The organism is Geodermatophilus sp. SYSU D00710 (genome assembly GCF_054050195.1).
In genome coordinates this window covers 1-26,329 of the sequence record NZ_JBJGYX010000069.1, presented here as the reverse complement: position 1 = coordinate 26,329, position 26,329 = coordinate 1, and the positions used below count along the sequence as shown (strand labels likewise).

Annotated in this window: 24 protein-coding genes; 4 read left to right on the top strand and 20 right to left on the bottom strand. The window is 74.7% G+C overall.

All coding sequences use genetic code 11. From position 1 onward, the window contains the following. Nucleotides 1–189: 189 nt before the first annotated feature. The 10 genes from ACI78U_RS21870 to ACI78U_RS21825 all read right to left on the bottom strand — a co-directional run bounded on the left by ACI78U_RS21870 (nucleotide 190) and on the right by ACI78U_RS21825 (nucleotide 12,161). A complete protein-coding gene (locus ACI78U_RS21870) occupies nucleotides 190–1,698 on the bottom strand; it encodes a DEAD/DEAH box helicase (protein WP_456877505.1) in 1,509 nt (502 codons plus the stop codon). A gap of 222 nt (nucleotides 1,699–1,920) precedes the next feature. Then, entirely contained in the window at nucleotides 1,921–2,997 is a 1,077-nt protein-coding gene (locus tag ACI78U_RS21865) for an adenosine deaminase (protein WP_456877504.1), read from the bottom strand. A gap of 160 nt (nucleotides 2,998–3,157) precedes the next feature. Then, nucleotides 3,158–3,979, bottom strand: a complete 822-nt coding sequence (locus ACI78U_RS21860; RefSeq protein ID WP_456877503.1) for an ABC transporter permease — start codon at nucleotides 3,977–3,979, stop codon at nucleotides 3,158–3,160. Beyond that, complete coding sequence (locus tag ACI78U_RS21855) at nucleotides 3,976–4,956, bottom strand: ABC transporter ATP-binding protein (protein ID WP_456877502.1); 981 nt, start codon at nucleotides 4,954–4,956, stop codon at nucleotides 3,976–3,978. The genes ACI78U_RS21860 and ACI78U_RS21855 overlap by 4 nt, the downstream gene beginning before the upstream one ends. An 83-nt stretch (nucleotides 4,957–5,039) precedes the next feature. Beyond that, nucleotides 5,040–6,320 carry a thymidine phosphorylase gene (locus ACI78U_RS21850; protein ID WP_456877501.1) on the bottom strand — a complete coding sequence of 427 codons (1,281 nt, stop codon included), beginning with the start codon at nucleotides 6,318–6,320 and terminating at the stop codon, nucleotides 5,040–5,042. After that, nucleotides 6,320–6,763: a cytidine deaminase gene (locus tag ACI78U_RS21845; protein ID WP_456877500.1), complete on the bottom strand. Its 444-nt coding sequence runs from the start codon at nucleotides 6,761–6,763 to the stop codon at nucleotides 6,320–6,322. The genes ACI78U_RS21850 and ACI78U_RS21845 overlap by 1 nt, the downstream gene beginning before the upstream one ends. Then, the gene (locus ACI78U_RS21840; RefSeq protein ID WP_456877499.1) at nucleotides 6,764–8,044 is read right to left on the bottom strand and encodes an ABC transporter permease; all 1,281 of its coding nucleotides are present in this window, start codon (nucleotides 8,042–8,044) and stop codon (nucleotides 6,764–6,766) included. Beyond that, entirely contained in the window at nucleotides 8,041–9,252 is a 1,212-nt protein-coding gene (locus ACI78U_RS21835; RefSeq protein WP_456877498.1) for an ABC transporter permease, read from the bottom strand. Before ACI78U_RS21835 ends, ACI78U_RS21840 begins: the two co-directional genes overlap by 4 nt. Then, a complete protein-coding gene (locus ACI78U_RS21830; RefSeq protein WP_456877497.1) occupies nucleotides 9,249–10,844 on the bottom strand; it encodes an ABC transporter ATP-binding protein in 1,596 nt (531 codons plus the stop codon). Before ACI78U_RS21830 ends, ACI78U_RS21835 begins: the two co-directional genes overlap by 4 nt. 246 nt (nucleotides 10,845–11,090) lie before the next feature. Further along, nucleotides 11,091–12,161, bottom strand: a complete 1,071-nt coding sequence (locus tag ACI78U_RS21825) for a BMP family lipoprotein (RefSeq protein ID WP_456877496.1) — start codon at nucleotides 12,159–12,161, stop codon at nucleotides 11,091–11,093. 262 nt (nucleotides 12,162–12,423) lie between these two features. Here ACI78U_RS21825 and ACI78U_RS21820 point away from each other — a divergent pair, with 262 nt between their 5' ends. Further along, nucleotides 12,424–13,773 (top strand): D-alanyl-D-alanine carboxypeptidase family protein, encoded by a 1,350-nt coding sequence (locus tag ACI78U_RS21820; protein ID WP_456877495.1) that lies wholly within the window; start codon nucleotides 12,424–12,426, stop codon nucleotides 13,771–13,773. Here the strand turns inward: ACI78U_RS21820 and ACI78U_RS21815 are convergent. The 4 genes from ACI78U_RS21815 to hisC form a co-directional block, all read right to left on the bottom strand. Then, entirely contained in the window at nucleotides 13,658–14,674 is a 1,017-nt protein-coding gene (locus tag ACI78U_RS21815; protein ID WP_456877494.1) for a YihY/virulence factor BrkB family protein, read from the bottom strand. The two genes, ACI78U_RS21820 and ACI78U_RS21815, sit on opposite strands and share 116 nt — an antisense overlap. Before the next feature lie 161 nt (nucleotides 14,675–14,835). Then, entirely contained in the window at nucleotides 14,836–15,408 is a 573-nt protein-coding gene (locus tag ACI78U_RS21810) for a 2'-5' RNA ligase family protein (protein WP_456877493.1), read from the bottom strand. Beyond that, a complete protein-coding gene (gene trpS / locus ACI78U_RS21805; protein WP_456877492.1) occupies nucleotides 15,405–16,427 on the bottom strand; it encodes a tryptophan--tRNA ligase in 1,023 nt (340 codons plus the stop codon). The genes ACI78U_RS21810 and trpS overlap by 4 nt, the downstream gene beginning before the upstream one ends. A 15-nt stretch (nucleotides 16,428–16,442) precedes the next feature. After that, the gene (hisC, locus tag ACI78U_RS21800; protein WP_456877491.1) at nucleotides 16,443–17,588 is read right to left on the bottom strand and encodes a histidinol-phosphate transaminase; all 1,146 of its coding nucleotides are present in this window, start codon (nucleotides 17,586–17,588) and stop codon (nucleotides 16,443–16,445) included. Nucleotides 17,589–17,647: 59 nt separating this feature from the next. Here hisC and galE point away from each other — a divergent pair, with 59 nt between their 5' ends. Further along, complete coding sequence (galE, locus tag ACI78U_RS21795) at nucleotides 17,648–18,610, top strand: UDP-glucose 4-epimerase GalE (protein ID WP_456877490.1); 963 nt, start codon at nucleotides 17,648–17,650, stop codon at nucleotides 18,608–18,610. Nucleotides 18,611–18,655: 45 nt separating this feature from the next. Here galE and ACI78U_RS21790 read toward each other — a convergent pair whose 3' ends face one another. Then, a complete protein-coding gene (locus ACI78U_RS21790) occupies nucleotides 18,656–19,969 on the bottom strand; it encodes a hemolysin family protein (protein WP_456877489.1) in 1,314 nt (437 codons plus the stop codon). A 255-nt stretch (nucleotides 19,970–20,224) separates the two neighbouring features. Between ACI78U_RS21790 and ACI78U_RS21785 the strand changes: the two genes are divergently transcribed. Next, the gene (locus tag ACI78U_RS21785; protein WP_456877488.1) at nucleotides 20,225–21,214 is read left to right on the top strand and encodes a CAP domain-containing protein; all 990 of its coding nucleotides are present in this window, start codon (nucleotides 20,225–20,227) and stop codon (nucleotides 21,212–21,214) included. 4 nt (nucleotides 21,215–21,218) lie between these two features. On the opposite strand, the gene ACI78U_RS21780 is transcribed toward ACI78U_RS21785, so the two are convergent. The 5 genes from ACI78U_RS21780 to ACI78U_RS21760 form a co-directional block, all read right to left on the bottom strand. Further along, complete coding sequence (locus ACI78U_RS21780) at nucleotides 21,219–21,617, bottom strand: DUF559 domain-containing protein (RefSeq protein WP_456877487.1); 399 nt, start codon at nucleotides 21,615–21,617, stop codon at nucleotides 21,219–21,221. Between the two features lie 449 nt (nucleotides 21,618–22,066). Then, on the bottom strand, nucleotides 22,067–23,290 hold the full coding sequence (locus ACI78U_RS21775; protein WP_456877486.1) for an NADP-dependent isocitrate dehydrogenase: 1,224 nt from the start codon (nucleotides 23,288–23,290) through the stop codon (nucleotides 22,067–22,069). Nucleotides 23,291–23,345: 55 nt separating this feature from the next. Then, complete coding sequence (mdh, locus tag ACI78U_RS21770; protein WP_456877485.1) at nucleotides 23,346–24,299, bottom strand: malate dehydrogenase; 954 nt, start codon at nucleotides 24,297–24,299, stop codon at nucleotides 23,346–23,348. 51 nt (nucleotides 24,300–24,350) lie between these two features. After that, complete coding sequence (locus ACI78U_RS21765) at nucleotides 24,351–24,653, bottom strand: DUF3017 domain-containing protein (protein WP_456877484.1); 303 nt, start codon at nucleotides 24,651–24,653, stop codon at nucleotides 24,351–24,353. Continuing rightward, complete coding sequence (locus ACI78U_RS21760) at nucleotides 24,650–25,519, bottom strand: bifunctional methylenetetrahydrofolate dehydrogenase/methenyltetrahydrofolate cyclohydrolase (protein ID WP_456877483.1); 870 nt, start codon at nucleotides 25,517–25,519, stop codon at nucleotides 24,650–24,652. The genes ACI78U_RS21765 and ACI78U_RS21760 overlap by 4 nt, the downstream gene beginning before the upstream one ends. 94 nt (nucleotides 25,520–25,613) lie before the next feature. On the opposite strand from ACI78U_RS21760, the gene ACI78U_RS21755 reads away from it, so the two are divergent. Next, complete coding sequence (locus tag ACI78U_RS21755) at nucleotides 25,614–26,300, top strand: hypothetical protein (protein WP_456877482.1); 687 nt, start codon at nucleotides 25,614–25,616, stop codon at nucleotides 26,298–26,300. The last annotated feature ends 29 nt before the right edge of the window (nucleotides 26,301–26,329 follow it).

Genomic DNA, 26,329 nt, shown 5'->3' with positions numbered 1-26,329 from the left:
CCCCCCCCCCACCCCCCCCCCCCCCCCCCCCCCCCCCCCCCCCCCCGCCCCCCCCCCCCCCCCCCCCCCCCCCCCCCCCCCCCCCCCCCCCCCCCCCCCCCCCCCCCCCACCACTGCGCGCCGGACAGCACAGCGGCCGGTCCCGGGACCCGGGACCGGCCGCTGGTGAGGTACTGGAACGGCCCCGCGTCAGTCGCGCGCGGGCGCCGGACGGTCGGGACGGGGACCGCGCTCACCGGGACCGCGGAACCGGTCGCGGTCACCGGCGGGACGGCGCGGGCGGTCCCCCTCGCGACGGCCGCGCTCGCCCTCGCCGTGGGACCGGCGGTGCCGGTCGCCGTCCCGGCGGGGGCGGTCGCCGTCCCGGCGCGGACGCCGGCCACCGGGGCCGCCGTGCGGGCGCCGCGACTCCCGGGCCGGCCGCTCGACCGGCTCCACCGGCACGCCGCTGGCGACGAGCTCGGCGATCGGGGCGTCGCCCGGCCGGAGGCGGCTGACCTGCGGGTCGACCTTCGCCTGGCGGAACCGCCGCTTGGCCTGGCCCACCTGGTCGGGCAGCAGCAGCGAGACCACCACACCGGCGGCACCGGCGCGGGCGGTGCGGCCCGAGCGGTGCAGGTAGGTCTTGTGGTCGGCCGGCGGGTCGTAGTGCAGCACCAGCGAGACGTCGTCGACGTGGATGCCGCGGGCGGCGACGTCGGTGGCCACCAGCACCGGGCTGCGGGCGTCGGTGAACGCCTCCAGCGCCCGGCGGCGCGCCGACTGCGGCAGGCCGCCGTGGATCGCCTCGGCCTTGATGCCGGCCGCCTGCAGGTTCTCCGTCAGCCGGTCGACGCCGAGCTGGGTGCGGGCGAACACGATGGTCCGGCCCGGCCGCGCGGCGAGCTCCTGGGTCACCGGCACCTTGTCGCGGAAGGCGACGCTGTAGGCGCGGTGCTCGGCCGGCGGGGCGTCGTCGCCGGGGCGCTTGACCTCGTGGCGGGCGGGGTCGGTCAGGTAGCGGCGGACCAGCGCGTCGACCTCGCCGTCCAGCGTCGCCGAGAACAGCAGCCGCTGGGCGTCGGGGCGGGTCTGGTCGAGCAGCTCCTGCACGACCGGCAGGAACCCGAGGTCGGACATGAAGTCGGCCTCGTCGACGACGCTGACCTCGACCTCGGCGAGGGTGGCCTCGCCCTGGGCGATGAGGTCCTGCAGCCGGCCGGGCGTGGCGACGACGACGTCGACGCCGCGGCGCAGCTGGCTGATCTGCCGGTACATCGGGGCACCGCCGTAGACGGTGACGAACTGGGCGCCGATGGCCTGACCCAGCGGTGCCAGGTTGTCGGCCACCTGCTGGGCGAGCTCGCGGGTGGGCACCAGGACCAGTGCCCGCGGGGCGCGGGGCCCTCGGCGGGCGGTCAGGCCCATGCGGGCCAGCAGCGGCAGGCCGAAGGCGAGGGTCTTGCCCGAGCCCGTGGCGGCCTTGCCCAGCACGTCACGCCCGGCGAGGGCGTCGGGCAGGACGGTGGCCTGGATGGCGAACGGCGAGTGGATGCCACGCCGCTCCAGCGCCGTCACCAGCTGCTGCGGCAGGCCCAGCTTCGCGAAGGTGGGACCCGCGGGAGCGGAGGTCGGGGCCGCCGGCTCGGGGGTGGTCTGGGGGTCGATCAGGGTGTCGTCCTGGGTGTCGACGGCGTCGACGGGGGCGAACGAGGACATGCGGGTGTGGGACTCCGATACAGCTCGGGCGCGTCCCGTGGAGTGCGCGGGCGCCGTCTCGGCGTCCTCACTGGCGATCGCGGGCGTCGTGGGACGCGGCGGATCTGCACGGATGCGCTCGTGCCCGGACGGACCGTCCGGGAGGATGTCCGGCGAGTGCCGGCACACCCACCGTAACAGCGGAGGTCGTCCCGCCGTTCCGCGAACGGGCGGTGGCCGTGCTCACCTGCGCAGGGCGGTGAACCCCGGTCGGACGACGTCGTCGAGCAGCCGGGTGCGCTCGGACTCGTCGAGGAAGGCCGCGGCCAGCGCCCGCTCGGTGACGGTCTGCACGTCGTCCCAGCCCCAGCGGTGCGCGGCGGCGACGTCGGCCAGCTCGCTGGTCACCGACACCCCGCTCATCAGCCGGTTGTCGGTGTTGACCGTGACGGCGAAGCCGAGCCGGTGCAGCCGGCCGACCGGGTGGGCGGCGATGGAGGTGTAGGCGCCGGTCTGCACGTTCGACGACGGCGCGACCTCCAGCGGTACCTGCTCGTCGAGCACCCGCTGGGCCAGCGGGCCGAGCGGCCCCTCCCCCGGCACCTCGTCGGCGATGCGGACGCCGTGGCCCAGCCGCTCGGCGCGGGCGCCGTCGAGCGCGGCACGGATGCTGTCGACGCCGGCGGCCTCGCCGGCGTGGACGGTGCGGTGCGCCCCGGCCCGGTCGAGCAGCGCGATCGCCTCCGGGTGCCGGTCGGGCGGGAAGCCGATCTCCGGTCCGGCCAGGTCGAAGCCGACGACGCCGGCGTCGCGGTACCGCACGACCAGGCCGGCGACCTCCTCCCAGCGGTCGGCCTGCCGCATGGCGCACAGCAGCGCGCCCACGCCGATCGGGGTGCCGGCCGCGGCGGCCTCGGCGCTGCCCTGCGCGAAGCCGTCGAGGATCGCCTCGACCACCTCCTCGATCGGCGTGCCGCCCGTGGTGAGCAGCTCCGGCGCCATGCGCACCTCGGCGTACACGACGCCGTCGGCGGCCAGGTCGAGGGCGCACTCGCGGGCGACCCGGCGCACCGCGTCGGGCCGCTGCATCACCCCGACGGTGTGCGCGAACGTCTCCAGGTAGCGCACCAGCGAGCCGGAGTCGGCCGCCTGGCGGAACCACGTGCCCAGGGCCTCGGCGTCGCCGGCGGGCAGGTCGCGGTAGCCGGCCTCGTCGGCGAGCTCGAGCACCGTTTGCGGCCGCAGCCCGCCGTCGAGGTGGTCGTGCAGGAGGACCTTGGGGGCGCGGCGGAGGGCGTCGGCGTCGAGCGGGGCGGGCACCGCGACATTGTCGCCCTACCGGCCGGCACCGCCGCCACGTGCCGTCCCGCAGCGGCGCGGAGCCCTGGCCCCGTCCAGGGGCCCGCCCTGAGCTCGCGAAGGGTGGGGAGGACGGGGTCCTCCATTCGTCGCGGAGGCCTCCGGCCCCCACTCCTCGGCCTCACCGCGTTCCGCGGTCCTGCCAGCGGAAGGTCAGAACGCACAGGACCAGCCCGGCCACGCACCAGGCAGCAAGGACCAGCGCCACCCGGCCGAGCTCCCACGAACCGGCCGGCTCGGAGGCGGCGAGCGCGTCGGGCAGGAACACCGACCGCAGCCCCTGGGCCATCCACTTCACCGGGAACAGCGAGGCGAGGTCCTGCAGCCAGCCGGGCACCTGGTCGAAGGGCAGGAACACCCCGGACACGAACTCCAGGACCAGCGCGATCGGGGTGACGGTGGCCGACGCGGACCGCCCGTTGCGGGCCAACGAGGACACCGCGATGCCGAGCAGGGTGCAGGCGGCCGCGCCGAGCACCGTGACCCACACGAAGGTCAGCCAGTCCGCGCCCGCGGGCAGGTCGATGCCGTACACGGCGACGCCGACCAGCAGGAGCAGCGCGACCGTCACCGCGGTGACGGCGAGGACCTGCACGACCTTGCCCACGAAGTAGGCGCTCTTGGGCATCGGGGTGCCGGCCAGGCTCTTGAGCGTCCCGTCGGAGCGCTCCCCGGCGATGTGGATCGCCATGTTCTGCAGGCTGGCGCCGACCACCCCGGCGGTGATGACCCCGGCCATGAAGTACTGCGGGAAGTCCACGCCCGACCCGAGGTCGTAGTCGAGCACGGCGCCGAGCGCGAGCAGCAGCACGACGGGGAAGACGAGGGTGAAGACCACCGACTCCCGCTGCCGGAAGAACTCCTTGAGCTCCACGCCGGCGCGGGTGCGGTACACCCGGACCGGCGAGGGCAGCGCGGCCCGCCCCGGGGCCGTCGTCGTCACGACGACATCCCCTCGCCCCGCTCGGCCGCTCGCTCCGCTCCTCGCTCGCCGGCGCTCGCCGCGATGCCCACTCCCTGGGGCCTGCCGATCATCTGCAGGTACACGTCCTCCAACGTCGGGCGGCTGACCGCCAGGTCGGGCACCTCGCCGGGGAACCGGGCGGCGAGGTCCCGCACGAACGCGGTGGGGGTGGTGGTCTCGGCGCTGCGGCGGACGCCGCCCTCGGTCCAGCTGACGACGGCCGGCGCGGTCTCGCGGCCGCCGATCGCGGAGGGGACGGCGACCTCCGCCAGCCGGCCGTGGGCGAGCACGCCGACCCGGTCGGCCAGGGCCTCGGCCTCGTCGAGGTAGTGGGTGGTCAGCAGCATCGTCGTGCCCAGGTCGCGCAGCGAGCGGACCAGCGCCCAGAACTGCCGCCGCGCCTCCGGGTCGAAGCCGGTCGTGGGTTCGTCCAGGAACAGCAGCCGCGGCCGGCCGACGATGCCCAGCGCGACGTCGAACCGGCGCCGCTGGCCGCCGGAGAGGGTCCGCCCGCGGGCGCCGGCCTGCTCGGTGAGCCCGACCAGCTCGAGCACCTCCGCGGGGTCGCGGGGGTCGGCGTAGTAGGACGCGCGCGCCGCCAGTTGCTCGCGCACCGACAGCTGGCTGTCCCCGCCCCCGGACTGCAGGACGATCCCCAGGTCGGCCCGCCACCGGCGGCCGCCGCGCGCCGGGTCGACGCCGAGCACGCGCACCTCGCCGCCGTCGCGGGACCGGTAGCCCTCGAGCACCTCGACGGTCGTCGTCTTGCCGGCGCCGTTGGGGCCGAGCAGCGCGAAGATCTCCCCGCGCCGGATGTCGAGATCCAGCCCGTCGACGGCGGCCCGGTCGCCGTAGCGCTTCACCAGGCCGCGGACCGAGATCGCGGCGTCCGGGTCCAGCGGGTCACCGGGACGCGGCCGGTCGTCGGCCACGACGTGCGCGGACGTGCTCGTCACGAGGGTCCAGTGTTCCACCTCGGCACGGCGCCCCTGCGGGCCGCACCGGAGCCGTACACGTCCGCGGACGTGCACGCAGGGGCCTACGCCGAGATGCGGTCCAGCAGCAGCGGGAGCGGATCGTCGCCGGTGTCGACGCCGATCGCGCCCTCGAGCGCCTCCAGTGCCCGCGGGATGCGCGCGGGGTCGTCGGTGTGCAGCTCGAGCAGCGGCTGGCCCTCGGTCACCTGCTCGCCCACCGCCGCCGTCCAGGTGACGCCGGCCGCGGCCGACACCGGGTCCTCCTTGCGCGCCCGGCCGGCACCCAGGCGCCACGCGGCGACGCCGAGGGCGTAGGCGTCCAGCCGGGTCAGCGTGCCGGTGGCCGGAGCGGTGACCACGTGGCGCTCGGCCGGCCGGGGCAGCGGGGCGTCGGGGTCCCCGCCCTGCGCGGTGATCATCCGCCGCCACACGTCCATGGCCCGGCCGTCGGGCAGGGCGTCGGCGGGGTCGACGTCGGGACGCCCGGCCGCGGTGAGCATCTCCCGGGCCAGGGCCAGGGTCAGCTCGACGACGTCGGCCGGGCCGCCGCCGGCGAGGACCTCCACCGACTCGGCGACCTCGACGGCGTTGCCCGCGGCGCGGCCCAGCGGCCGGTCCATCGCGGTCACCAGGGCCACCGTGGTGACCCCCGCCGCCTCGCCGAGGCCGACCATCGTGCGGGCCAGCTCGCGGGAGGCCTCGGGGTCCTTCATGAACGCCCCGGACCCGGTCTTGACGTCGAGCACGAGCGCGTCGGCGCCCTCGGCGATCTTCTTGCTCATGATCGAGCTGGCGATCAGCGGGATCGACTCCACCGTCGCCGTCACGTCGCGCAGCGCGTAGAGCTTCTTGTCGGCCGGCGCGAGGTCGTGACCGGCCGCGCAGATGACCGCGCCCACCTCCGCCAGTTGGCGCAGGTAGGCCTCCTCGTGCACGTCGGCGCGCCAGCCCGGGATCGACTCGAGCTTGTCCAGCGTCCCGCCGGTGTGCCCCAGGCCCCGGCCCGACAGCTGCGGCACCGCCACGCCGCACGCGGCGACCAGGGGGGCCAGGGGCAGGGTGGTCTTGTCCCCGACGCCGCCGGTGGAGTGCTTGTCGGCGGTGGGCCGACCCAGCGAGGACAGGTCCTTGCGCTCACCCGAGTCGATCATGGCCTGCGTCCAGGCGGCGAGCTCGTCGCCGTCCATGCCGCGGAAGAACACCGCCATGAGCAGCGCGCTCATCTGCTCGTCGGAGACGGTGCCGTCGGTGTAGGCCCCGATCACCCAGCGGATCTGCTCGGGGGTGAGCCGGTGGCCGTCACGCTTGGCGCGCAGGACGTCGATCGCGTCGAACGCCGCCATCAGCCCTGCCCCCGCTCGGCTGCGGCGACCAGGTCCTCGGGACCGAAGGCGTCGGGCAGCACCTCGCGCATCGGGACGATGCCCAGCGAGACGGTCTCGATGAGCATGTCAGCGCCGCCGTGCTCCCACAGCAGCTGCCGGCAGCGCCCGCAGGGCATGAGCGGCTGCCCGTCGCCGCCGACGCAGGCCACCGCGACCAGCCGGCCGCCGCCGGTGCGGGCGAGGTCGCTGACCATCCCGCACTCGGCGCACAGCCCCAGCCCGTAGCTGGCGTTCTCGACGTTGCAGCCGGTGACCACCCGGCCGTCGTCGACCAGCCCGGCCACGCCCACGGGGAACCGCGAGTAGGGCGCGTAGGCGTGGGTCATGGCCTCCCGGGCCGCGCTGCGCAGCGCGTCCCAGTCGACGGTGTCGTCCACCCGCCCCACCACCCCGTCGCTCACCTAGTGCTCTCCTCTTCGATAGACGAGGCCGTCGGCCTTGGGCATCCGCAGTCTCTGGGAGGCCAGGGACAGCACCAGCAGGGTGGTCAGGTGGGGGGTGAAGAAGACGATCCCCTCGGGGAGTCGTTCGATCGTCAGGAAGCCCACCAGGCTCAGGGCGGCGAACACCCCCGCGATGGCGGCCACGAGCGGTCGTCCCCGCCTCACCTGCAGGACCGCCACCACGGCCAGCAGGACGGCGACCAGCAGGAGGAGCGCGACGACCGCCGTCCGGCTGCGCAGCTGGAGGGCGTCGGCGAAGCCGAACAGTCCGGCCCCTGCCGCCAGGCCGCCCGGCCTCCAGTTGCCGAAGATCAGGGCGGCCAGACCGATGAAGCCGCGCCCGCCGACCTGCCCCTCCCGGTAGATGTTGGCGATGAAGACCAGGAAGACGCCACCCAGCCCGGCCAGGGCCCCGGAGATCACCACCGCGATGTACTTGAGCCGGTAGACGGGCACGCCGAGGCTGTCGGCGGCAGCGGGGTTCTCGCCGCAGGCGCGCAGCCGGAGACCGAAGGCCGTCCGCCAGAGGACGAGGTAGGCGGCCGGGATCATGAGGACGGCGACCACGGTGAGGACGCCGACGCCGTTCGTCACCCCCCGGAGCAGGCCGGCGAGGTCGCTGACCAGGAACCAGCGCCGTTCCTCCAGCGCCCCCAGCAGGTCCGGCCCGGAGGAGAGCACGGGGAGGGAGAAGTCCGGGGGTTGACTCGACAGCGGCGGTGACTGGGCGGCACCACCACCGGCCGGGTTGTCGACGTAGAGCAGTTCCGACAGGAACCGCACGACACCGGCGGCGAGGATGTTGATCGCCACACCGGAGACGACGTGGTCGACACCGAAGGTCACCGTGGCCACCGCGTGCAGCAGGCCGCCGATCGCCCCGAACAGCAGCCCGCCGACGACGGCGGCGCCCCAGCCCCACTGGTAGCCGGCGAACCCGGCGCCCCAGGTGCCCAGGATCATCATCCCGTCCAGGCCGATGTTCACCACGCCGGCCCGCTCGGAGAACAGCCCGCCGAGCGCGGCGAGCGCGATGGGCACGGCCAGCAGCAGCGCAGCGGCGATGGTCGACGACGACGTCAGGGCCTGTTCCCCGGAGATGACCCGGACGGCGGAGACGACGACGAGGACCCCGAGCGCCAGCCACAGGAGTCGCCGGGACCGCCCACCACCGGTGAGCAGGTCGGTGACGGGGCCGCGACTGGGCCGGGTACCGGGTGTGCCGGTCGCGGTGCTCATGCTCGGGCTCCCTGCTGCTCACCGGGGACGGCGGGGTGCGGCCGCACCCCGCCGGGCCCACCGTCCGACGGACGGGTGCCGTCGGGGCCGCCGTCGCCGGAGGGCGGGGCGGCGGCCACCGCCCCGGCCCGCTCCGCCGAGCGGAGGGCCAGCCGGCGGGCGATCTCGTTGGCGATCACGACGGCGAGCACGATCGTGCCCTGGATGATCGTGACCACCGACGACGGGATGTCGGCGAACTGGAGCGGCAGGGCGGCGCGGTCGAGGAAGGCGAACAACAGCGCGGCCACCGCGATGCCCAGCGGACTGTTGCGGCCCAGCAGCGCCACCGCGATGCCGAGGAAGCCCAGTCCGGCGGTGAACTCGGTGCCGAACTCGTGGGTGTCCCCGAGCAGCTCGGGCAGGCCGATGAGACCGGCGACCGCGCCGGAGAGCAGCATCGTCTTGATCACCATGCCACTGGAGTCGACACCGCTGGCCCGTGCCGCCGACGGGGACAGACCGCTGGCCCGCAGGTCGAACCCGAACCGGGTCCGCTTGAGCACGACCGCGATCACCACGCCCACGACGATCGCGACGAGCATGAAGCCGTAGAGCTCAGAGCGGGGTTCTGCCAGGCCGAGCCCGGTGAGGATCCCGTTGAGCCCCGGGAACCAGCCCGACTCGGGGATGGTCCGGGTCGTCACGATCGACTGTCCCTCGGTGCTCCCGCGGAGGGGACCGGTGAGGAGGAACGACGCCGTCCCCAGGGCGATGAAGTTGAGCATGATCGAGCTGATGACCTCGCTCACGCCGCGGGTCACCTTGAGGACGCCGACGATGCCCGCCCACAGTGCCCCCACCAGCACGGCGACGACGATGATGAGCAGGACGTGCAGCGGCGCCGGCAGCGTGACGGCTGCGCCGACCGCCGCTGCGAGGATCGTGGCGAGCCGGTACTGGCCCTCGACGCCGATGTTGAACAGTCCCATCCGGAACGCGATGGACACCGCCAACCCGGCGAGGAACAGCGGGACCGCCCGGTTGAGGATCACCACGATCGACTGCACCTGCTGCGAGGGGGAGTCGCCGAGGTCGGTGATGACGCCGAGCGCCTCGATCGGGTCCTCCCCGATCAGCGCGACGATGATGCCCGAGACGACGAGCGCGACGACGAGCGCCAGCGCGGGCCCGAGGAGGGCCAACCCGAGGCGGCGGAGCCTGTTCACGCTGCACCCACCGCCGTCCGGGCCCCGGTCATGTACCCGCCCAGCTCCTCGGGGGTGACCCGAGCGGGATCGAGGGTGGCCACGAGGGAACCGCGCAGCATGACGTGCAGCGTGTCGGACAGACCGATGAGCTCGTCGAGGTCCGCGGAGACGAGCACGATCCCCAGCCCCTCCGCGCGGGCGTCCTTGAGCAGCTCCCAGATGGCCGCCTGCGCACCGATGTCGACACCGCGCGTGGGGTGCGCGGCGATCAGCAGCCGCGGATGGGCCTCCATCTCCCGGCCCACGATGAGCTTCTGCTGGTTGCCCCCGGACAGCGCGACGGCGAGGGTGTCCGGTCCCGGGGCGCGGACGTCGTACTGGCGCATGATGCGCTCGGTGTCCGAGCGCGCGCCGCGGCGGTCCAGGAACCAGCCCTTGACCGCCGGCGGCCGGGTCTGGTGGCCGAGGATGCGGTTCTCCCAGAGCGGGGCGTCGAGGAGCATGCCCTGGCGGTGCCGGTCCTCCGGGATGAACCCGACCCCGGCCTCGCGACGCGCACGGGTGGACCAGGCGGTGACGTCCTCGCCGGCCAGGGAGATCGTCCCGCCGGCGAGCCCCCGCAGGCCCATGACGGCCTCGACGAGCTCGGCCTGGCCGTTGCCCTCGACGCCGGCGATGCCGACGACCTCGCCCTCCCGGACGGTGAGGCTGACGTCGTCGACGACGGGGCGGCCATCCGCCGCCGTCACCGTCACGGAGGACAGCTGCAGCACCGGTGTCGCCCGCACCGTGGAGGTACGGGTCTCCGGTGTCGGCAGCTCGGAGCCGACCATCATCTCGGCCAGCTCGCGCGTGGAGGTGGTCCTGGGGTCGGCCGTACCGACCGTGGTGCCGCGGCGGATGACGGTGATCGAGTCGGCCACCCTGCGAACCTCGTCGAGCTTGTGCGAGATGAAGATGACCGTCAGGCCCTCTCGCTTGAGCTCGGCCAGGTTGCCGAACAGCTCGTCGACCTCCTGTGGCACGAGGACGGCGGTCGGCTCGTCGAGGATGAGGATGCGGGCGTCGCGGTAGAGCACCTTGGCGATCTCGACCCGCTGCCGGTCGCCGACGCCCAGGTCCTCCACGAGTGCGTCGGGACGCAGGCCCAGCCCGTAGCGGTCGGAGATCTCGGTGATCCGTCGGCGGGCCTCGGCCCGGTCCAGCCGGCCGCCGCGGGTGGGCTCGCTGCCCAGCACGACGTTCTCGAGGACGGTGAAGTTGTCGGCCAGCATGAAGTGCTGGTGCACCATGCCGATCCCCGCGGCGATCGCGTCGGCCGGGCTGCGGAAGGACACCTCGCGCCCGTGGACCAGGATCTCGCCCTCGTCGGGACGGTGCTCGCCGTAGAGGGTCTTCATCAACGTCGACTTGCCGGCGCCGTTCTCACCGACGATGGCGTGCACCTCACCGCGGCGGACCCGTAGCTCGATGTCCTTGTTCGCCACCACGCCGGGGAAGCGCTTGGTGATCCCCCGCAGCTCGACCGCCAGCGGCGCCTCTTCGCCGGCCCCGGTCGCGCCCTTGCTCAGGCTGGCCGGCTCACCGGCCGGGTTGCCTGCTGTGGCCATGATGGGCCCTTCCCTGTCGCTGCGGCCCGCGGGTGCGCGGGCTCGCCTCCACTCTGCTGCACCGGAGGCGCGGCATCGACCGCGCCCCTGCCGCCGCCACTCCGCCGGCGCGGGTGTCGACTGCGCATTCTGCCCACCTCCGCACCGGGCGGGTGCCCCCCTCAGCACGACGGCGGGTCCGGGGGGCGCTCCCCCGGACCCGCCGTGTGCGTGTGGTCGGTCAGCCGGCTCGCCGGCAGCCCGGCGTCACGGGGTGGTCGGGACCTCGATCTCGCCGTCGATGATCTGCTGCCGGTAGGTGTCCAGGTCGCCCTGGATGTCGTCGATGAAGCCACCGGTGGTGGCCAGGCCGACGCCGTCGCTCTCGAGGTCGTACAGGATGTCGGTGCCACCCTCGACGCTGCCGTCCACGAAGGAGCCGACGAAGGACAGCACGGCGTTGTCGACCCGCTTCAGCATCGAGGTCATGATCACGGCCTGCTGGGCCGGGTCGTCGACCGTCTGGTACTGGTCGGAGTCGACGCCGATCGCCCGGCCGCCCGCCTCCGCGGCGGCGGCGAAGACGCCGGTGCCGGAGCCGCCCGCGACCTGGAAGACGATGTCGGCACCCCCGGCGTACATGCCCTGCGCGAGGATCTCCGCGCGCGCCGGGTCGTTGAACCCCGTGAAGTCACCGGCGGGGGAGATGTACTGCGCGTCGATGGCGATGTTCGGGTTGACCGCGCGCGCCCCGGCCTGGTAGCCCGCCTGGAACGTCTGGATGAGCGGCACGTTGACGCCGCCGACGAACCCGATCCGGCCGGACTCGCTCTTCAGCGCGGCAGCGGCGCCGGCGAGGAAGGAGCCCTGCTCGGAGGCGAAGATCAGCCCGGTGACGTTGTCGCCCTTGCTGGTCCCGTCGGGCAGCTGGTAGGAGCCGTCGACCTGCGCGAACGTGGTGTCGGGGTACTCGGCCGCGACGTCGGCGATGATCGTGTCGTAGGCGAAGCCGACCGCGATGACCGGGTCGTACCCCTGCTCGGCGAGCTGGGCGAGCAGCTCGGCACGGTCGGAGCCGTCCTCGTTCGGCGTGACCTCGCGGTACTCGCCGCCGTACTCCTCGATGGCGGCCTCCGCGCCGGCGAAGGCGGAGTCGTTGAACGACCGGTCACCGCGCCCGATGGCGTCGTAGGCCAGGCCGATGCGCACCTCCTCCGCGCCGCCCTCGCCGCCACCGCCGCCGCTGCCGCTGTCGGGCTCGTCGCTGGCACAGGCGGCCAGGGCCATGCTGCCGGCGAGCAGCAGCGCCGCCACCTTCGTCTTCCGCGCTCGGCGCAAGAGGCACTCCTTCCTCGGGGGAGCTCCGCACAGACGGAGGGGAGCTCCCGGGGGTCCTTGGTCCGTCACGCCCGGGCTCCCCGGCCCGGCCGGCGACGCCGGACGCGTCGACTGGGCACGCTAACCGCGGTCGGCGCCCCGCCCGCCATGTCGGCGGCGGACCGAGATGCGATCGTTGCGAAGCAGCAGGCGGCCCGGAGGACCCGCCACCGCCGTCGCGCGCCCGCCCGGTGGGCCGGGCCAGGCGCACTAGCGTGGTCCCGTGCGGCGACAGCGGGAGACCCGGCGCCCCGTGCGGGCGCTGCTGGGCGCGCTGGTCGTGGCGGCGGGGCTGGGTGCCGGGGTCGCCACGGCGGCGCCGGCCGCGGCCGCTCCGGCCCCCCAGGCGCCGGTGTCCGAGGCGCCCCGGCCCACGGTCGACCCGGCCGCGCCGACGCCCACCGCGCCGCTGCCCGGTGGACCGCCGCAGGGGTACGGGCCCGGCGGCGTCACCGTCGGGGGGGAGCGGCTGGACACCCGCGGCACGGTCGTCGTCGACGGCGCCCCGCCGCTGCCCGACGGGATCGCCGCCGCGGGCTGGCTGGTGGCCGACGCCGGCACCGGCGACGTGCTGGCCGCCCGCGACCCGCACGGCCGCTACTACCCGGCGAGCACCCTCAAGACGCTGACGCTGCTCACCCTCGTCCACCGGCTGGACCCGGCTCTGGTGGTCGAGGGCACCGTCGAGGACGAGGCGATGGAGGGCAGCAAGGTCGGGATGGTCGCCGGCGGGCGCTATCCGGTGTCGCTGCTGTTCCAGGCGCTGGTCATGCAGTCGGGCAACGACGCGGCCAACGGGCTGGCCCGTGCAGCCGGCGGCGTGGAGGCCACCGTGGCCGCGATGAACGCCCGCGCGCTGGAGATGGGCGCCTTCGACACGGTGGCGGGCACGCCGTCGGGTCTCGACGTCGCCGGCCAGTCCTCCTCGCCCTACGACCTCGCGCTGTTCTTCCGGGCGCTGGTCGCCGACCCGGTCACCGCGGCCCTGCTGGTGACGCCGACCGCGCAGATGCCCGGGGTCGAGGGCCGCTCGACGGGCTTCGAGATCCAGAACGAGAACCCGCTGGCGGACTACCCGGGCGGGCTGGGCGGCAAGACGGGCTTCACCGACGCCGCCCGGCACACCTTCGTCACCGCCGCCGAGCGCGACGGCCGGCGGCTGGTGGTCAGCGTCATGGGCACCGAGAGAACCCCGCTGCGGGCCGCCGACCAGGCCGCGCGGCTGCTCGACTGGGGGTTCACCGTGCCGGCGTCGCTGGGTGGCGTCGGCAGGCTGGTCGGCTCGGCGGCCGAGGTCCCGGCTCCGTCGACGACCCCGGCCCCGGCGGCCACGCCGACCGCGGCGGCACCGGTGGCCGCGGGGCCCACCGGACCGGCTCCCGCGGCCGACGACGGCCCGCCGGCCCTCGGCGGGGTGGCCCTGGGCGCGGCCGCCGTCGCGGTCGTCGTCGCCACGGTCATCGGCGTGCGGCGGGCCGTGCGCCCGACCCCGCCGGCACCGGCACCTCCTCCGGCGCGACGGCGGGGACCGCCGGGGACAGGGACGGCAGGGTCGCGGTCCAGGCCGCGGTGAAGAAGGCGAACCTGGCCACCAGGTTGATCCAGACCAGGATGCCGACCGCGCCGCCGAACGCCGAGGCCGTGACGCTGCCGTCGATGAGGGTCAGGTAGAGCGCGCCGGCCAGCTTGAGCACCTCGAGGCCGACCGCGCCGAACAGCGCGCCGGGCAGCAGGCGCCGCAGCGGGAAGCCGGTCGCGGGGACCACCCGCAGCAGCCAGAGGAACACCAGCACGTCGGTGAGCAGCGCCAGCGCCAGGCCCAGCACGGTGGTGAGCACACCGAGGCCGGGGACGCCGGCCAGCCCGAGCAGGTCGAGGAACCAGGCGGTCGCCCGCGTGCCGACGCCGGTGAGCGCGAGGCTCGCCAGCCCGACCACCCCGAGCAGCAGCAGGGCCACGAGGTCCTGCAGGTTGTCCCGGAGGAACTCGGGCTCGTCGGCGCGCCCCTTCCAGATGCGCTCCATGCCGATGCGGAGCTTGTCCATGGCGCGCAGGCCGGCGTACAGGACACCGGCGAGGCCGACCAGGCCGGTGATGCCCGCCGAGCCCACCGCCGAGCGCAGCTCCCCCACGATCTGGCGGCCGGTCGAGCCGGGGAACGCCTCGCGGATGGCGGTGTAGAGCTCCTTCTGCAGCAGCGCGTCACCGGAGAGGACCAGCGCGATGACCGACGCGACCAGCAGCAGGACGGGGAACAGGCCGAGGAAGACGAAGTAGGTGACGCCGGCGGCCATGAGGTCGCCCTGGGTGCGCCGGTAGCGGCCTCCGGCCCGCGCCAGGTGGTCGAACCACGACAGCCGGCCGCGGAGCCGCCCGACGCCCGCGGTGATCCGGGGGCCCACCCCGGCAAGGCGGGCCCAGGGCGCGCGGACGGCGTCGCCGGCCCGCAGCCGGTCGTCCCGAGGTGCACCCACTCCGCCCAGTCTGGGGTCGAGTGCACCGGGCCGCCCGGTGACGTGCTGTGGCCCCGTCCCGGGGCCCGCCCTGAGCCTGCGAAGGGTGGGGAGGACAGGGTCCTCCCACTGCAGGGTCCCGCCGCGAGCCTGCGAGTGGCGGGGGGCAGGAGGGTCCTCCGTCAGCGGTACGGCGGTCCGGTCAGCGGGTACTCGCGCGCGACCGCCCAGGTGCCGGCCGGCGTCTGCTCGAACTCGGTGAACGACTCGACCCGGAACTCCGCGGTCAGGTCGGCCAGGCCGCTGTAGGCGAGGTCGAGCATGTCCTCCGGGACGTCGTGGGCCACGGTGACGTGCGGGTGGTACGGGAAGGACAGCGTCCGGGTCAGCGGCCCGGTGCGGACGTCGGAGGCCAGCAGCTCGCAGTTGCCGATGCCCTTGGCGACGGCGACGAAGACGACGTCGCTGACCGGGGTGAAGGTGCCGGTGCCCGACAGGTGCATCTCGAAGGGCGGGTGGGCCGCGGCGACCCGTGTCAGGTGCTCGGTGATCGCGGGCCGGTCGGTGCAGGGCACCTCGGTGGGCGGCAGCAGCGTCACGTGCGGGGGGACGAGCGTGGCCTGGGCGTCGCCGACCTTGGTCCGCCAGTCGACGAGCACCTGCGCCCACGGCTCGGGGACGGGCACCAGCACCCCGACGACGGAGGTCTGCGGCGGCGGCGTCGAGCTGCGCGGGACGAAGGTGTCGTCGTTCACGACGCCGCTCCCGCAGGGGGCAGGAAGCCGACCCGGTCGTAGACGGTGCGCACCGTCCGCGCGGCGACCTCGCGGGCCCGGGCCGCGCCGGCGGCCAGCAGCCGCTCGAGCTCGGCGCGGTCGTCGAGCAGCTCCTGGGTGCGCTCGCGCACCGGGGTGACGAACTCGGTGACGACCTCGGCGAGCTCCTTCTTCAGGTCGCCGTAGCCGCGGCCGGCGAAGCGCTCCTCCAGCTCGGGCACGGCGGTGCCCGACAGCGCGCTGTGGATGGCCAGCAGGTTGGTGACCCCCGGCTTGCCCACCGGGTCGGCGACCACCTCGCGGCCGGTGTCGGTGACCGCCGAGCGGATCTTCTTCGCCGTCACCTTCGGGTCGTCGAGCAGGAAGACGCAGCCGGCCGGGGGCAGGCTCTTGCTCATCTTCTTCTCCGGCGACTGCAGGTCGAGGATCCGCGCCGCGCCCTGCGGGATGCGGGCGGCGGGCACGGTGAACGTCTCACCGAAACGGCCGTTGAAGCGGGTGGCGAGGTCGCGGGTCAGCTCCAGGTGCTGGCGCTGGTCCTCGCCCACCGGGACCTCGTCGGCCTGGTAGACGAGGATGTCGGCGGCCTGCAGGACGGGGTAGGTGAACAGCCCCACCGAGGAGCCCGCCGCACCCTCGCGCTGGCTCTTGTCCTTGAACTGCGTCATCCGGCTGGCCTCGCCGAAGCGGGCCACGCACTCGAGCACCCACGACAGCTGCACGTGCTCGGGGACGTGGCTCTGCACGAACAGCGCGCTGCGCTGCGGGTCGACGCCGAGCGCCAGCAGTTGGGCCGCCGAGACCAGGGTGCGGCGGCGCAGCTCCTGCGGGTCCCACTCCATGGTGATCGCGTGCAGGTCGACGACGCAGTAGAACGCCTCGGCCGTCTCCTGCAGCGCGACCCACTGCCGCAGCGCACCCAGGTAGTTGCCGAGGTGGAACGAGTCCGCCGTCGGCTGGATGCCGGAGAGCACACGGGGAAGGGGCACGGCGGCCATCAAACCAGCCGCGGCTCAGCCGACCGGTGCGCCGCTGCGCACGTCGTCGGCCGCCGTCCCGGACACGCCGGGGAGGACGTCGTCGAGCGCCTCGAGGAAGACGTCGTCCTCCTCTGGCGTCCCGACGGTGACCCGCAGCCCCTCGCCGGCGAAGGGGCGGGTGATGACCCCGCGCCCCTCCAGCGCCCGGGCGACCGCGGCGGTCGGCTCCCCCAGCGGGAGCCACACGAAGTTGGCCTGGCTGTCGGGGACCTCCAGCCCCCGGTCGCGCAGTGCGGCGGTGAGCCGGTCGCGCTCGGCGACGACGGCGGCCACCCGGCGGGCGACCTCCTCCTGGCTCTGCAGCGCCGCGACGGCGGCCGCCTGGGCCAGCGTGGAGACGCTGAAGGGCACGTGGGTGCGGCGGACGGCGTCGGCGACGGCGGGGTCCTCGGCGACGAGGTAGCCGACCCGCAGCCCGGCCAGGCCCCAGGCCTTGGAGAACGTGCGCAGCACGGCGACGTTCGGCCTGCCGCGCATCACCTCGAGCCCGTCGGGGACGTCGGGGTCGGTGACGAACTCGCGGTAGGCCTCGTCGAGCACGACGAGCACCGACTCCGGCACCCGGTCGAGGAAGCGCTCGAGCTCCGCGCGGCGCACCGCCGTCCCGGTGGGGTTGTTCGGGTTGCACACGAACAGCAGCCGGGTGTCGTCGTCGACCACGGCGGCGAGGCCGTCGAGGTCGTGGGTGTCGGGCGAGCCGCCCGGCCGCGAGGGCACCAGGGGCACCTGCAGGCTGCGGGCGCCGGCCACCTGCGCGAGCAGCGGGTACATCTCGAACGAGCGCCACGCGAAGGCGATCGCCGTCCCGGGGTCGTTGAACGACTGGGCGAGCTGCTGGCAGAGCATCACCGCCCCGCAGCCGGGGACGACCTGCGCCGGGTCGACGCCGTAGTGGCCGGCCAGCGCCCGGGTCAGCACGGCGGCGCCGTTGTCGGGGTAGCGGTGGGTCTCCCCCGCGGTCGTGGCCAGGGCCTGGACGACGGCCGGCAGCGGCGGGAACGGGACCTCGTTGCTGGCCAGCTTGACAGCACGGTGGACACCGAGCTCCCGCGCCAGGTCGGCGGGGTTGCGGCCCGGCTTGTAGGCCGGCAGTGCCTGGACGGCCGGACGTGCACTCACCACGGGTCAGTCCTCCGGCGCACCCGGTGCTCCCGGGCGCGGGCTCCTAGGGTGGCCCCATGCGCGTTCTCGTCGCCGGTGGGGCCGGCTACATCGGCAGCGTAGTCACCGCTGCCCTCCTCGCGGGCGACCACGAGGTCATCGTGCTCGACGACCTGTCGACCGGGCACGCCGACGCCGTCCCGGAGGGCGCCCGGTTCGTGCAGGCCACCCTGCAGGGGTCGGCGCCGGTGCTGGCCGACGTCCGTCCCGAGGCGGTGCTGCACTTCGCGGCCAAGAGCCTGGTGGGGGAGTCGCAGGTGCGGCCGGAGCTCTACTGGGAGCACAACGTCGGCGGGTCGCTGGCGCTGCTCGAGGCGATGCGGGCGGTCGACTGCCGGCGGATCGTCTTCTCCTCGACCGCGGCCACCTACGGCGAGCCCGAGCAGGTCCCGATCCGCGAGGACGCGCCCACCCGGCCGACCAACACCTACGGCGCCACCAAGCTCGCCGTCGACGCGATGCTGACCTCGTACGCGACCGCGTACGACTTCGCGGCGGTGAGCCTGCGCTACTTCAACGTGGCCGGCGCCGCGTACGGCCTGGGCGAGCGGCACACCACCGAGACCCACCTCATCCCGATCGCGCTGCAGGTCGCGGCCGGGAAGCGCGAGGCGATGACGATCTACGGCGAGGACTACCCGACGCCCGACGGCACCTGCATCCGCGACTACATCCACGTCTCCGACCTCGCCGACGCGCACCTGCTCGCGCTGACCGCCCCGGAGCCGGGCGAGCACCGGGTCTACAACCTGGGCAACGGCACCGGGTTCTCGGTGCAGCAGGTGGTCGACGCCGTCCGCGAGGTCACCGGCCACCCGGTGCCGGTGCAGGTCGGCGAGCGGCGGGCCGGCGACCCGGCGCAGCTGGTGGCCTCCAGCGACCGCATCCGCGCCGACCTCGGCTGGACGCCGCAGCACCCGGACCTGACCGGGATCGTGCGCGCCGCCTGGGAGGTCGCGCAGGCCCGCGGCCAGGCATAGGAAGCGATACCCACGTCGAGGCGGCCCGGACGTGGGTATCGCTTCCTATGCCTCGACGTCTGCAGCGGGGGCCGGGTCGGGGGCGCGGCTGACCGACAGGCGCGCGATCCGCCGCCCGTCGAGCTCGGTGACGGTGAGCGTGCGGCCCTCGACCTCCACGGCGTCGCCGGCCTCCGGGATCCGGCCGAGCTCGGCGAGCACGTAGCCGGCGACCGTCTCGTAGGGCCCCTCGGGCAGGCGCAGCCCGGTGGCCTCGGCGAAGTCGTCGAGGTTGAGCAGCCCGTCGACCTCGTGCGGGCCGCCGGGCCGCTCATCGCCGTCGGGCGCGACCTCCTCGTCGTACTCGTCGTAGATCTCGCCGATGACCTCCTCGATGAGGTCCTCGAGGCTGACGATCCCGTCGGTGCCGCCGTACTCGTCGACGACGATCGCCAGGTGCTGGTTCTCCCGGCGCATCTCCGACAGGGCGGTGAGCACGCCCGCGGTGCCGGGCAGCCGCTTGACCTCGCGGGCCAGGTCGCCCACGGTGGCCGCCCGCCCGGCGGGGTGGGAGGGCAGCAACAGGTCGCGCACGTGCACGAACCCGACGACGTCGTCCTGGTCGCGGCCGGTGACCGGGTAGCGCGACCAGCCGGACTCGGCGACCTGCCGGGCGGCCCGGCTGACCGTGGTCGAGGCGTCGAGGAACTCGACCTCGGTGCGCGGCGTCATCACCTCGCGGACCTCCCGGTCGCCGGCCCGGAACACCTCGTCGATCAGCTTGCGCTCGTCGCTGCTCAGCGACTCGTGGGCCGCGACCAGGTCGCGCAGCTCCTCCTGGCTGATCGCCTCGCCGCTGGCCCTCGGGTCCCCGCCGAGCAGCCGCACGAGCACGTTGGTCGACGCCGACAGCAGCCAGATGACCGGGCGGGACAGCCGGGCGATGGTGTTCAGCGGGCGGGCCACCAGCAGCGCGAAGCCCTCGGCGCGCTGCAGCGCCAGCCGCTTGGGGGTCAGCTCGCCGACCACGAGCGACACGTAGCTGATGACCAGGGTGATCAGCACGAGGGCGAGGGTGTCGGCCATCCCCTCCCCCAGCCCGCGGGAGACCAGCCAGTCGCCGAACGGCTCGGCCAGCGTGCTGGCGCCGAAGGCCGCCGACAGGAAGCCGGCGAGGGTGACGCCCACCTGGACGGCGGCGAGGAACCGGTTGGGGTCGCCGAGCAGCCGGGCCAGGGCGGCGCCCCGGCGGCCGCGCTCGGACAGCGCGCGGACCTGCGCCTCCCGCAGTGAGACCAGCGCGATCTCCGCGCCGGCGAAGAAGCCGCCGACCAGCACGAAGACGACGACGAGGACGATGTCGAGCCAGACGTCGCTCACCGCGGTGTGCTCCTCGCGTCTCGGGGTGGGCGGGCGTGCCCATGCTCCTAGGGCCGGCCACGGGAGTGGCGGGTGGGGTTCGTGGTGTGACGTCGGTCACCCCACCCTGTCGGGTGATCTCGGGCTACGGCTACTCTCGCCGAAGTCACACATAGCAACTTGTCGACTTCGTGAGGTAACCACGTGCGCCACCGCCGGCCTTCCCCGCCGCCTGCCCGCCCCGCCGCCGCCCGACGGCGGGCCCGGACGCCGCGGGTGCGGACGCTGCTCGGCCGCCGGGTCCTGCCGGTGCTGGTGGTCGTCCTCGCGGTGGCCGGCATCGTGCTGGTCGTCCCGCTCATGGCGGCCGGCCGCGGTGGGCTGTCGACGGTCGAGTCCGGGGTCACCTCGGCGGCGGCCGGGACCTCCCCGCGCACCGGTGTGGTGCGGATGGGCGTCGACGGCGAGCCGGCGCCCGGGACGACCACGGTCCCGGGTGCGCCGGGCACCACCGGGGGTGGGTCGTCGACCGGCGCGCCGTCCGACGCGCCGACGGCGGAGGCGCCGTCCCCGGACGCGCCGTCCCCGGATGCGCCGTCCCCGGATGCGCCGTCTTCGGACACGTCGTCGCCGGATGCGCCCTCGCCGGACGCGCCGTCGCCGGAGACCTCGTCGGAGGCACCGTCCCCGACGGCGGGCAACCCGTCCGCGGGGTCGTCGTCCCCGAGCTCGGCCGCTGCCGGGTCGCCGTCTGCCGCGGGATCGCCGTCTGCCGAGTCGTCTGCCGAGTCGTCCGCCGCGGGGTCGCCGTCCGCCGCGGGGACCACCACCGCGACGCCGAGCACGACCCGCTCCGCGCCTGCCCCGGTGGCGGCCGCGGCCCCGGCCGCCCCGAGCACCGAGGCCGCGGTCCTGCAGCTGGTCAACCAGGCCCGCGCGGCGGCCGGCTGCGGTGCCGTGACCGCCGACCCGGCGCTGGCCGCGGTGGCCCGGGCCCACAGCGCCGACATGCGCGACCGCGACTTCTTCTCCCACACCACGCCCGAGGGGCTCTCCCCCTTCGACCGGGCCGAGGCCGCCGGGATCTCCTACGCGCGGGCGGAGAACATCGCCTACGGCCAGCCCGACCCCGCCGCGGTGATGGACGCCTGGATGGACAGCGCCGGGCACCGGGCGAACATCCTCGACTGCTCGCTGACGAAGCTCGGCGTGGGCGTCGCCGACGGGACCGGCGGCCCCAGGTGGACCCAGCTCTTAGGCGCCTGACCGCTCACCGCGTGAGCGCCGCGGCCACGCGGGCGACCACCGCGTCCGGTTCGCGCAGGTCGGCAGCGGTCACGAACGCCACCCGCCAGCCCGCGGCGGTGAGCCTGGTGAGCCTCCGCCGGTCCCGCGCCAGCTGACCGGGCTCCCCGTGCCAGGCGCCGTCGTACTCCACGGCCAGCCGGTGCTCGGGGAGGGCGAGGTCGACGCGCGCGACGAAGGCGCCGCCGGGGTCCCGGACGGTGTACTGCGGCACCGCGCTCAGCCCGGCCAGCGCGAGGAGCACGCGCACCCGGGACTCCGGCAGGGACCCGGCGCGCGGGTCGGCCAGCTCCACCGCCCGCCTCGCCGGCTGCGCCCCTCGCGGCGACGGCGGCGTGTCCAGCGACCGGCGCAGCTCCGGCACGGGCGACGACGCCCCGTGCGAGCAGGACGTCGATGGCCGCCGCCGCGGTGAGTGGCTCCGTCCGGGCGATGTCGAGTGCCGTCCGGGTCCCCCTGGTGCTCGGGATCCGGCACACCCGGACGACGTCGGCGTGGACCCCCCGGTAGGGCCGACGCCAGACGCTGCTGCGGAGGGCGGACGGGGTCAGCAGGCCGGCGGTGAGGACGTCCCGCGAGCGGAACACACGACCGCGGAGGACGTCGGGTCGCCGGGGCGTGGGCACCGGGCGAGCCTGCCGCGAGCCGGCGGTGGGGCGCTCTGGCTGTCCACGGGCCGCAACTGCGGGGAACACGTCGCTGCCGTGCCGGCCTGGACGACGACTTCCCCGCAGTTGTGCAGGTGATCCCACCCCCGGACGCACGACGGCCCCCTCACCACGAGGGTGAGGGGGCCGCCCGGGCCGGCGAGCGTCAGGCCATGGCCTTCTGCAGGTTGGTGTCGATGGCCGCCAGGAAGTCCTGGGTGGTCAGCCACGGCTGGTCCTTGCTGATCAGCAGCGCGAGGTCCTTGGTCATCTGACCGCCCTCGACGGTGTCGATGCAGACCTTCTCCAGGGTCTCGGCGAACCGGGTGACCTCGGGGGTGTCGTCGAGCTTGCCGCGGTGGGCCAGGCCCCGGGTCCAGGCGAAGATCGACGCGATCGGGTTGGTCGAGGTCTCCTTGCCCTGCTGGTGCTGGCGGTAGTGCCGGGTCACCGTGCCGTGGGCGGCCTCGGCCTCGACCGTGCGGCCGTCGGGGGTCATGAGCACCGAGGTCATGAGGCCCAGCGAGCCGAAGCCCTGCGCCACGGTGTCGGACTGGACGTCGCCGTCGTAGTTCTTGCACGCCCAGACGTAGCCGCCCTCCCACTTGAGGGACGCGGCGACCATGTCGTCGATGAGCCGGTGCTCGTAGGTGATCCCGGCCTTCTCGAACTGGTCCTCGAACTCGGTCTCGAAGACCTCGGCGAAGACGTCCTTGAACCGGCCGTCGTAGGCCTTGAGGATCGTGTTCTTCGTCGACAGGTACACCGGGTAGCCCCGCTGCAGGCCGTAGTTCATCGAGGCGCGGGCGAAGTCGCGGATCGACTCGTCGAGGTTGTACATCGCCAGCGCGACGCCGGCGCCGGGCGCCTGGAAGACCTCGTGCTCGATCGGCGCGGACCCGTCCTTCGGGGTGAAGGTCACCGTCAGGGTGCCCTCGCCGGGGAAGCGGAAGTCGGTGGCGCGGTACTGGTCGCCGAAGGCGTGACGGCCGACGATGATCGGCTTGGTCCAGCCGGGCACCAGCCGCGGCACGTTCTGCATGATGATCGGCTCGCGGAAGATGACGCCGCCGAGGATGTTGCGGATCGTCCCGTTCGGGGAGCGCCACATCTTCTTGAGGCCGAACTCCTCGACCCGCGCCTCGTCCGGGGTGATGGTGGCGCACTTGACGCCGACGCCGTGCTGCTTGATGGCGTTGGCGGAGTCGATGGTGACCTGGTCGTCGGTGGCGTCGCGGTGCTCGATGCCCAGGTCGTAGTACTCCAGGTTGACGTCGAGGTAGGGCAGGATCAGCTGGTCCTTGATGAACTGCCAGATGATCCGGGTCATCTCGTCGCCGTCGAGCTCGACGACGGTGCCCTCGACCTTGATCTTGCTCACGTCAGACATTCCCTCTCATGCAGCTCCGGCCCGTCGGACCGGACGTCGGTCAGGTGTCGCCGCCTCACATGTCGGCGACGTCGGCCTGCTTCGCTCGCACGGCCTCGGCGGCCTCGCGCAGGCCGGACAGCTCGCTCTCGGTCAGGTCCCCCTCGACGACCCGGCGCACACCCTCCCGCCCGATCTCGGCCTCCACGCCGAGGTAGACGCCGGAGATGCCGTACTCGCCGTCGACCCAGGCGCACACGGGCATGACCGCACCCGAGTCCTCGATGACGGCACGCGCCATGCGGGCGGCGGCGGCCGACGGCGCGTAGTACGCCGACCCGGTCTTGAGCAGCGCCACCACCTCGGCGCCGCCGTTGCGGGTGCGGTCGACCAGGTGCTCGATGCGGTCGGCCGCCAGCACGTCGGCCAGCGGCTTGCCGTCGACGGTGCAGCGCGAGGGCACCGGCACCATCGTGTCGCCGTGCGAGCCGAGGGTCAGCGTCTGCACCGAGGACACCGGTACGCCGAGCTCCTCGGCGACGTTGTTGCTGAACCGCGCGGTGTCGAGCATTCCCGCCTGGCCCATGACGCGCTGGCGCGGGAAGCCGGTGGCCAGCTGCGCCAGCGCGGTCATCTCGTCGAGCGGGTTGGACACCACGATGACGACGGCGTCGGGCGAGGTCCGGGCGACGTTCTCCGCGACCTGCCGGACGATCTTGGCGTTGGTCTCGATGAGGTCCATGCGGCTCATGCCGGGCTTGCGGGGCAGGCCGGCGGTGATCACGACGACGTCGGACCCCTCGGTGCCCTCGTAGGAGCCCCCGCCGACGCCGACGACCTTCGTCTCGAAGCCCTCGATCGGGCGTGACTGGTTGATGTCGAGGGCCAGGCCCTCGGGCTTGCCCTCGACGATGTCGGTGAGCACGACCGTCTCGAAGACGTCGTACTCCGCCAGTCGCAGGGCGGTGGTGGAGCCGTAGAAGCCGGCACCGACGACGGTGACCTTGCCGTTCCTGGGCTGCTCTGCCATGGGCGTCAACCTAGACCGGCCCCCGGGTGGCCGCGCCCGCGGGCCGGGGGCTCAGCTGCCCGGGACCAGGATGCTGAGGACGGCCAGCGCGGCACCGGCGCCGGCCATGAGGACGACGTCGACCGGGCGGCTGCGGACGGCGAGGAAGCCCACCCGCCGGACGGGCAGGACCAGCCGCAGCACGCCGGCCCCGACGAGCGCGAGCGCGACGACCAGCAGCCCCCGCCGCCAGTGCTCGAGCGCGACCATCCCCAGCCCGACCGCGACCGCGACCAGCACCGCGAACAGCGGGAGCTGGCGCAGCAGGCCGGCCAGGAACGGCCGGCGGGTGTAGAGCGGGGGTCGGGTCGTCAAGCGGTGAGCACCTCGTCCGCGGCCGCCCGCTCGGCGGCCAGCACCACGTTCTGCAGGAGCATCGCCCGGGTCATCGGCCCGACGCCGCCGGGGTTGGGCGCCACGTGCCCGGCCACCTCGGCGACGTCCGCGGCGACGTCGCCGGCGATCTTCCCGTCGACCCGGCTGACGCCCACGTCGAGCACCGCGGCGCCCGGCTTGACCACGTCCGCGCTGACCAGCCCCGGGACGCCGGCCGCGGCGACCACGACGTCGGCGGCGCGGAGGTGCGCGGCGAGGTCGCGCGTGCCGGTGTGGCAGAGGGTCACGGTGGCGTTCTCGGTGCGGCGGGTCAGCAGCAGCCCGAGCGGGCGGCCGACGGTGATGCCGCGCCCCACCACGACCACCTCGGCGCCGGCGATGGGGACGTCGAAGCGGCGCAGCAGCTCGACGATGCCGACCGGCGTGCACGGCAGCGGTCCGTCGACGCCGAGCACGAGCCGGCCCAGGTTGACCGGGTGCAGGCCGTCGGCGTCCTTGGCCGGGTCGATCGCCTCGAGGACGGCGTACTCGTCGACCTGGCGCGGCAGGGGCAGCTGGACGATGTAGCCGGTGCAGGCCGGGTCGGCGTTGAGCTCCTCGACGACGGCGAGCACGTCGGCGAGGGTGGCGGTGGCCGGCAGCTCGCGCTGGATGCTGGCGATGCCGACCTGCGCGCAGTCCGAGTGCTTGGCGTTGACGTACCAGCGGCTGCCCGGGTCGTCGCCGACCAGCAGCGTGCCGAGCCCGGGCCGGTGCCCGGCCGCGGTGAGGGCCGCGACCCGCGCGGTCAGCTCCTGGCGGATGGTCGCTGCGGTGGCCTTGCCGTCGAGGATCGTCGCGGGCACCCGCCCAGTGTGCCGGAGCCGGCGACGGACGAGGCCGCGCGGCCCTACCCTCGCGGCGAGGGCCCGTCGCCGTCCCGGACACCGAGGAGAGCAGATGACCGAGCGCGACCCGTCCACCCGCGCGATGCCGGCCGGGCAGCCCGGCGACTGGCGGGAGCAGACGACGCCGGGACTCTCCCCGGTGGGTGGCGCCTCCGCCGCGGGCCCGGGCGGCTACGGCCAGCCCGGCGCCGGGGGCCACGGCCAGCCGGGGGCCGGCGGGTACGGCCAGCCCGCCCCGGGCGGGTACGGCGGGCCGGGCTCGTACACGCAGCCGGACTACTCGAGCAAACCGGTGGCGGTCCGCGGTCCCGCCTCCCTGGCCGGGCTGCTGCTGATCCTGGCCGGCATCGCCGCCGGGATCAGCCTGGCGCTGCGCTGGCTGGCCGCGGAGAACGACCTCGGCTGGGACCTCGTGCGCCGGGGGTTCGACGAGCTGGGGAGCGGGTTCGGCACGCTGGTCGACACCGGCTTCTGGCAGCCGCTCGCCGTCGTCCTCGGCGGCGGGGTGCTGTTCCTGCTCGGCATCCTGATGTGGCTGCCGGCGCGCTCCCACCGCTTCCTCGGCGTCCTCGCCCTCGCCGTGAGCGCCCTGGCGCTCGCCGCGGTGCTCGTCCCGCTGTCGCAGGAGGGGTGGGAGCCCGACGAGTTCCGGCTGGGCTTCTGGTTCGCCTGCGCGGTCGGCGTCCTGGGCCTGCTCGGCGCCCTCAAGGCGATGCTGACCGGCCGGAAGTACCGGTGAGGTGTCCGTGCACTTCCGCGGAAGTGCAC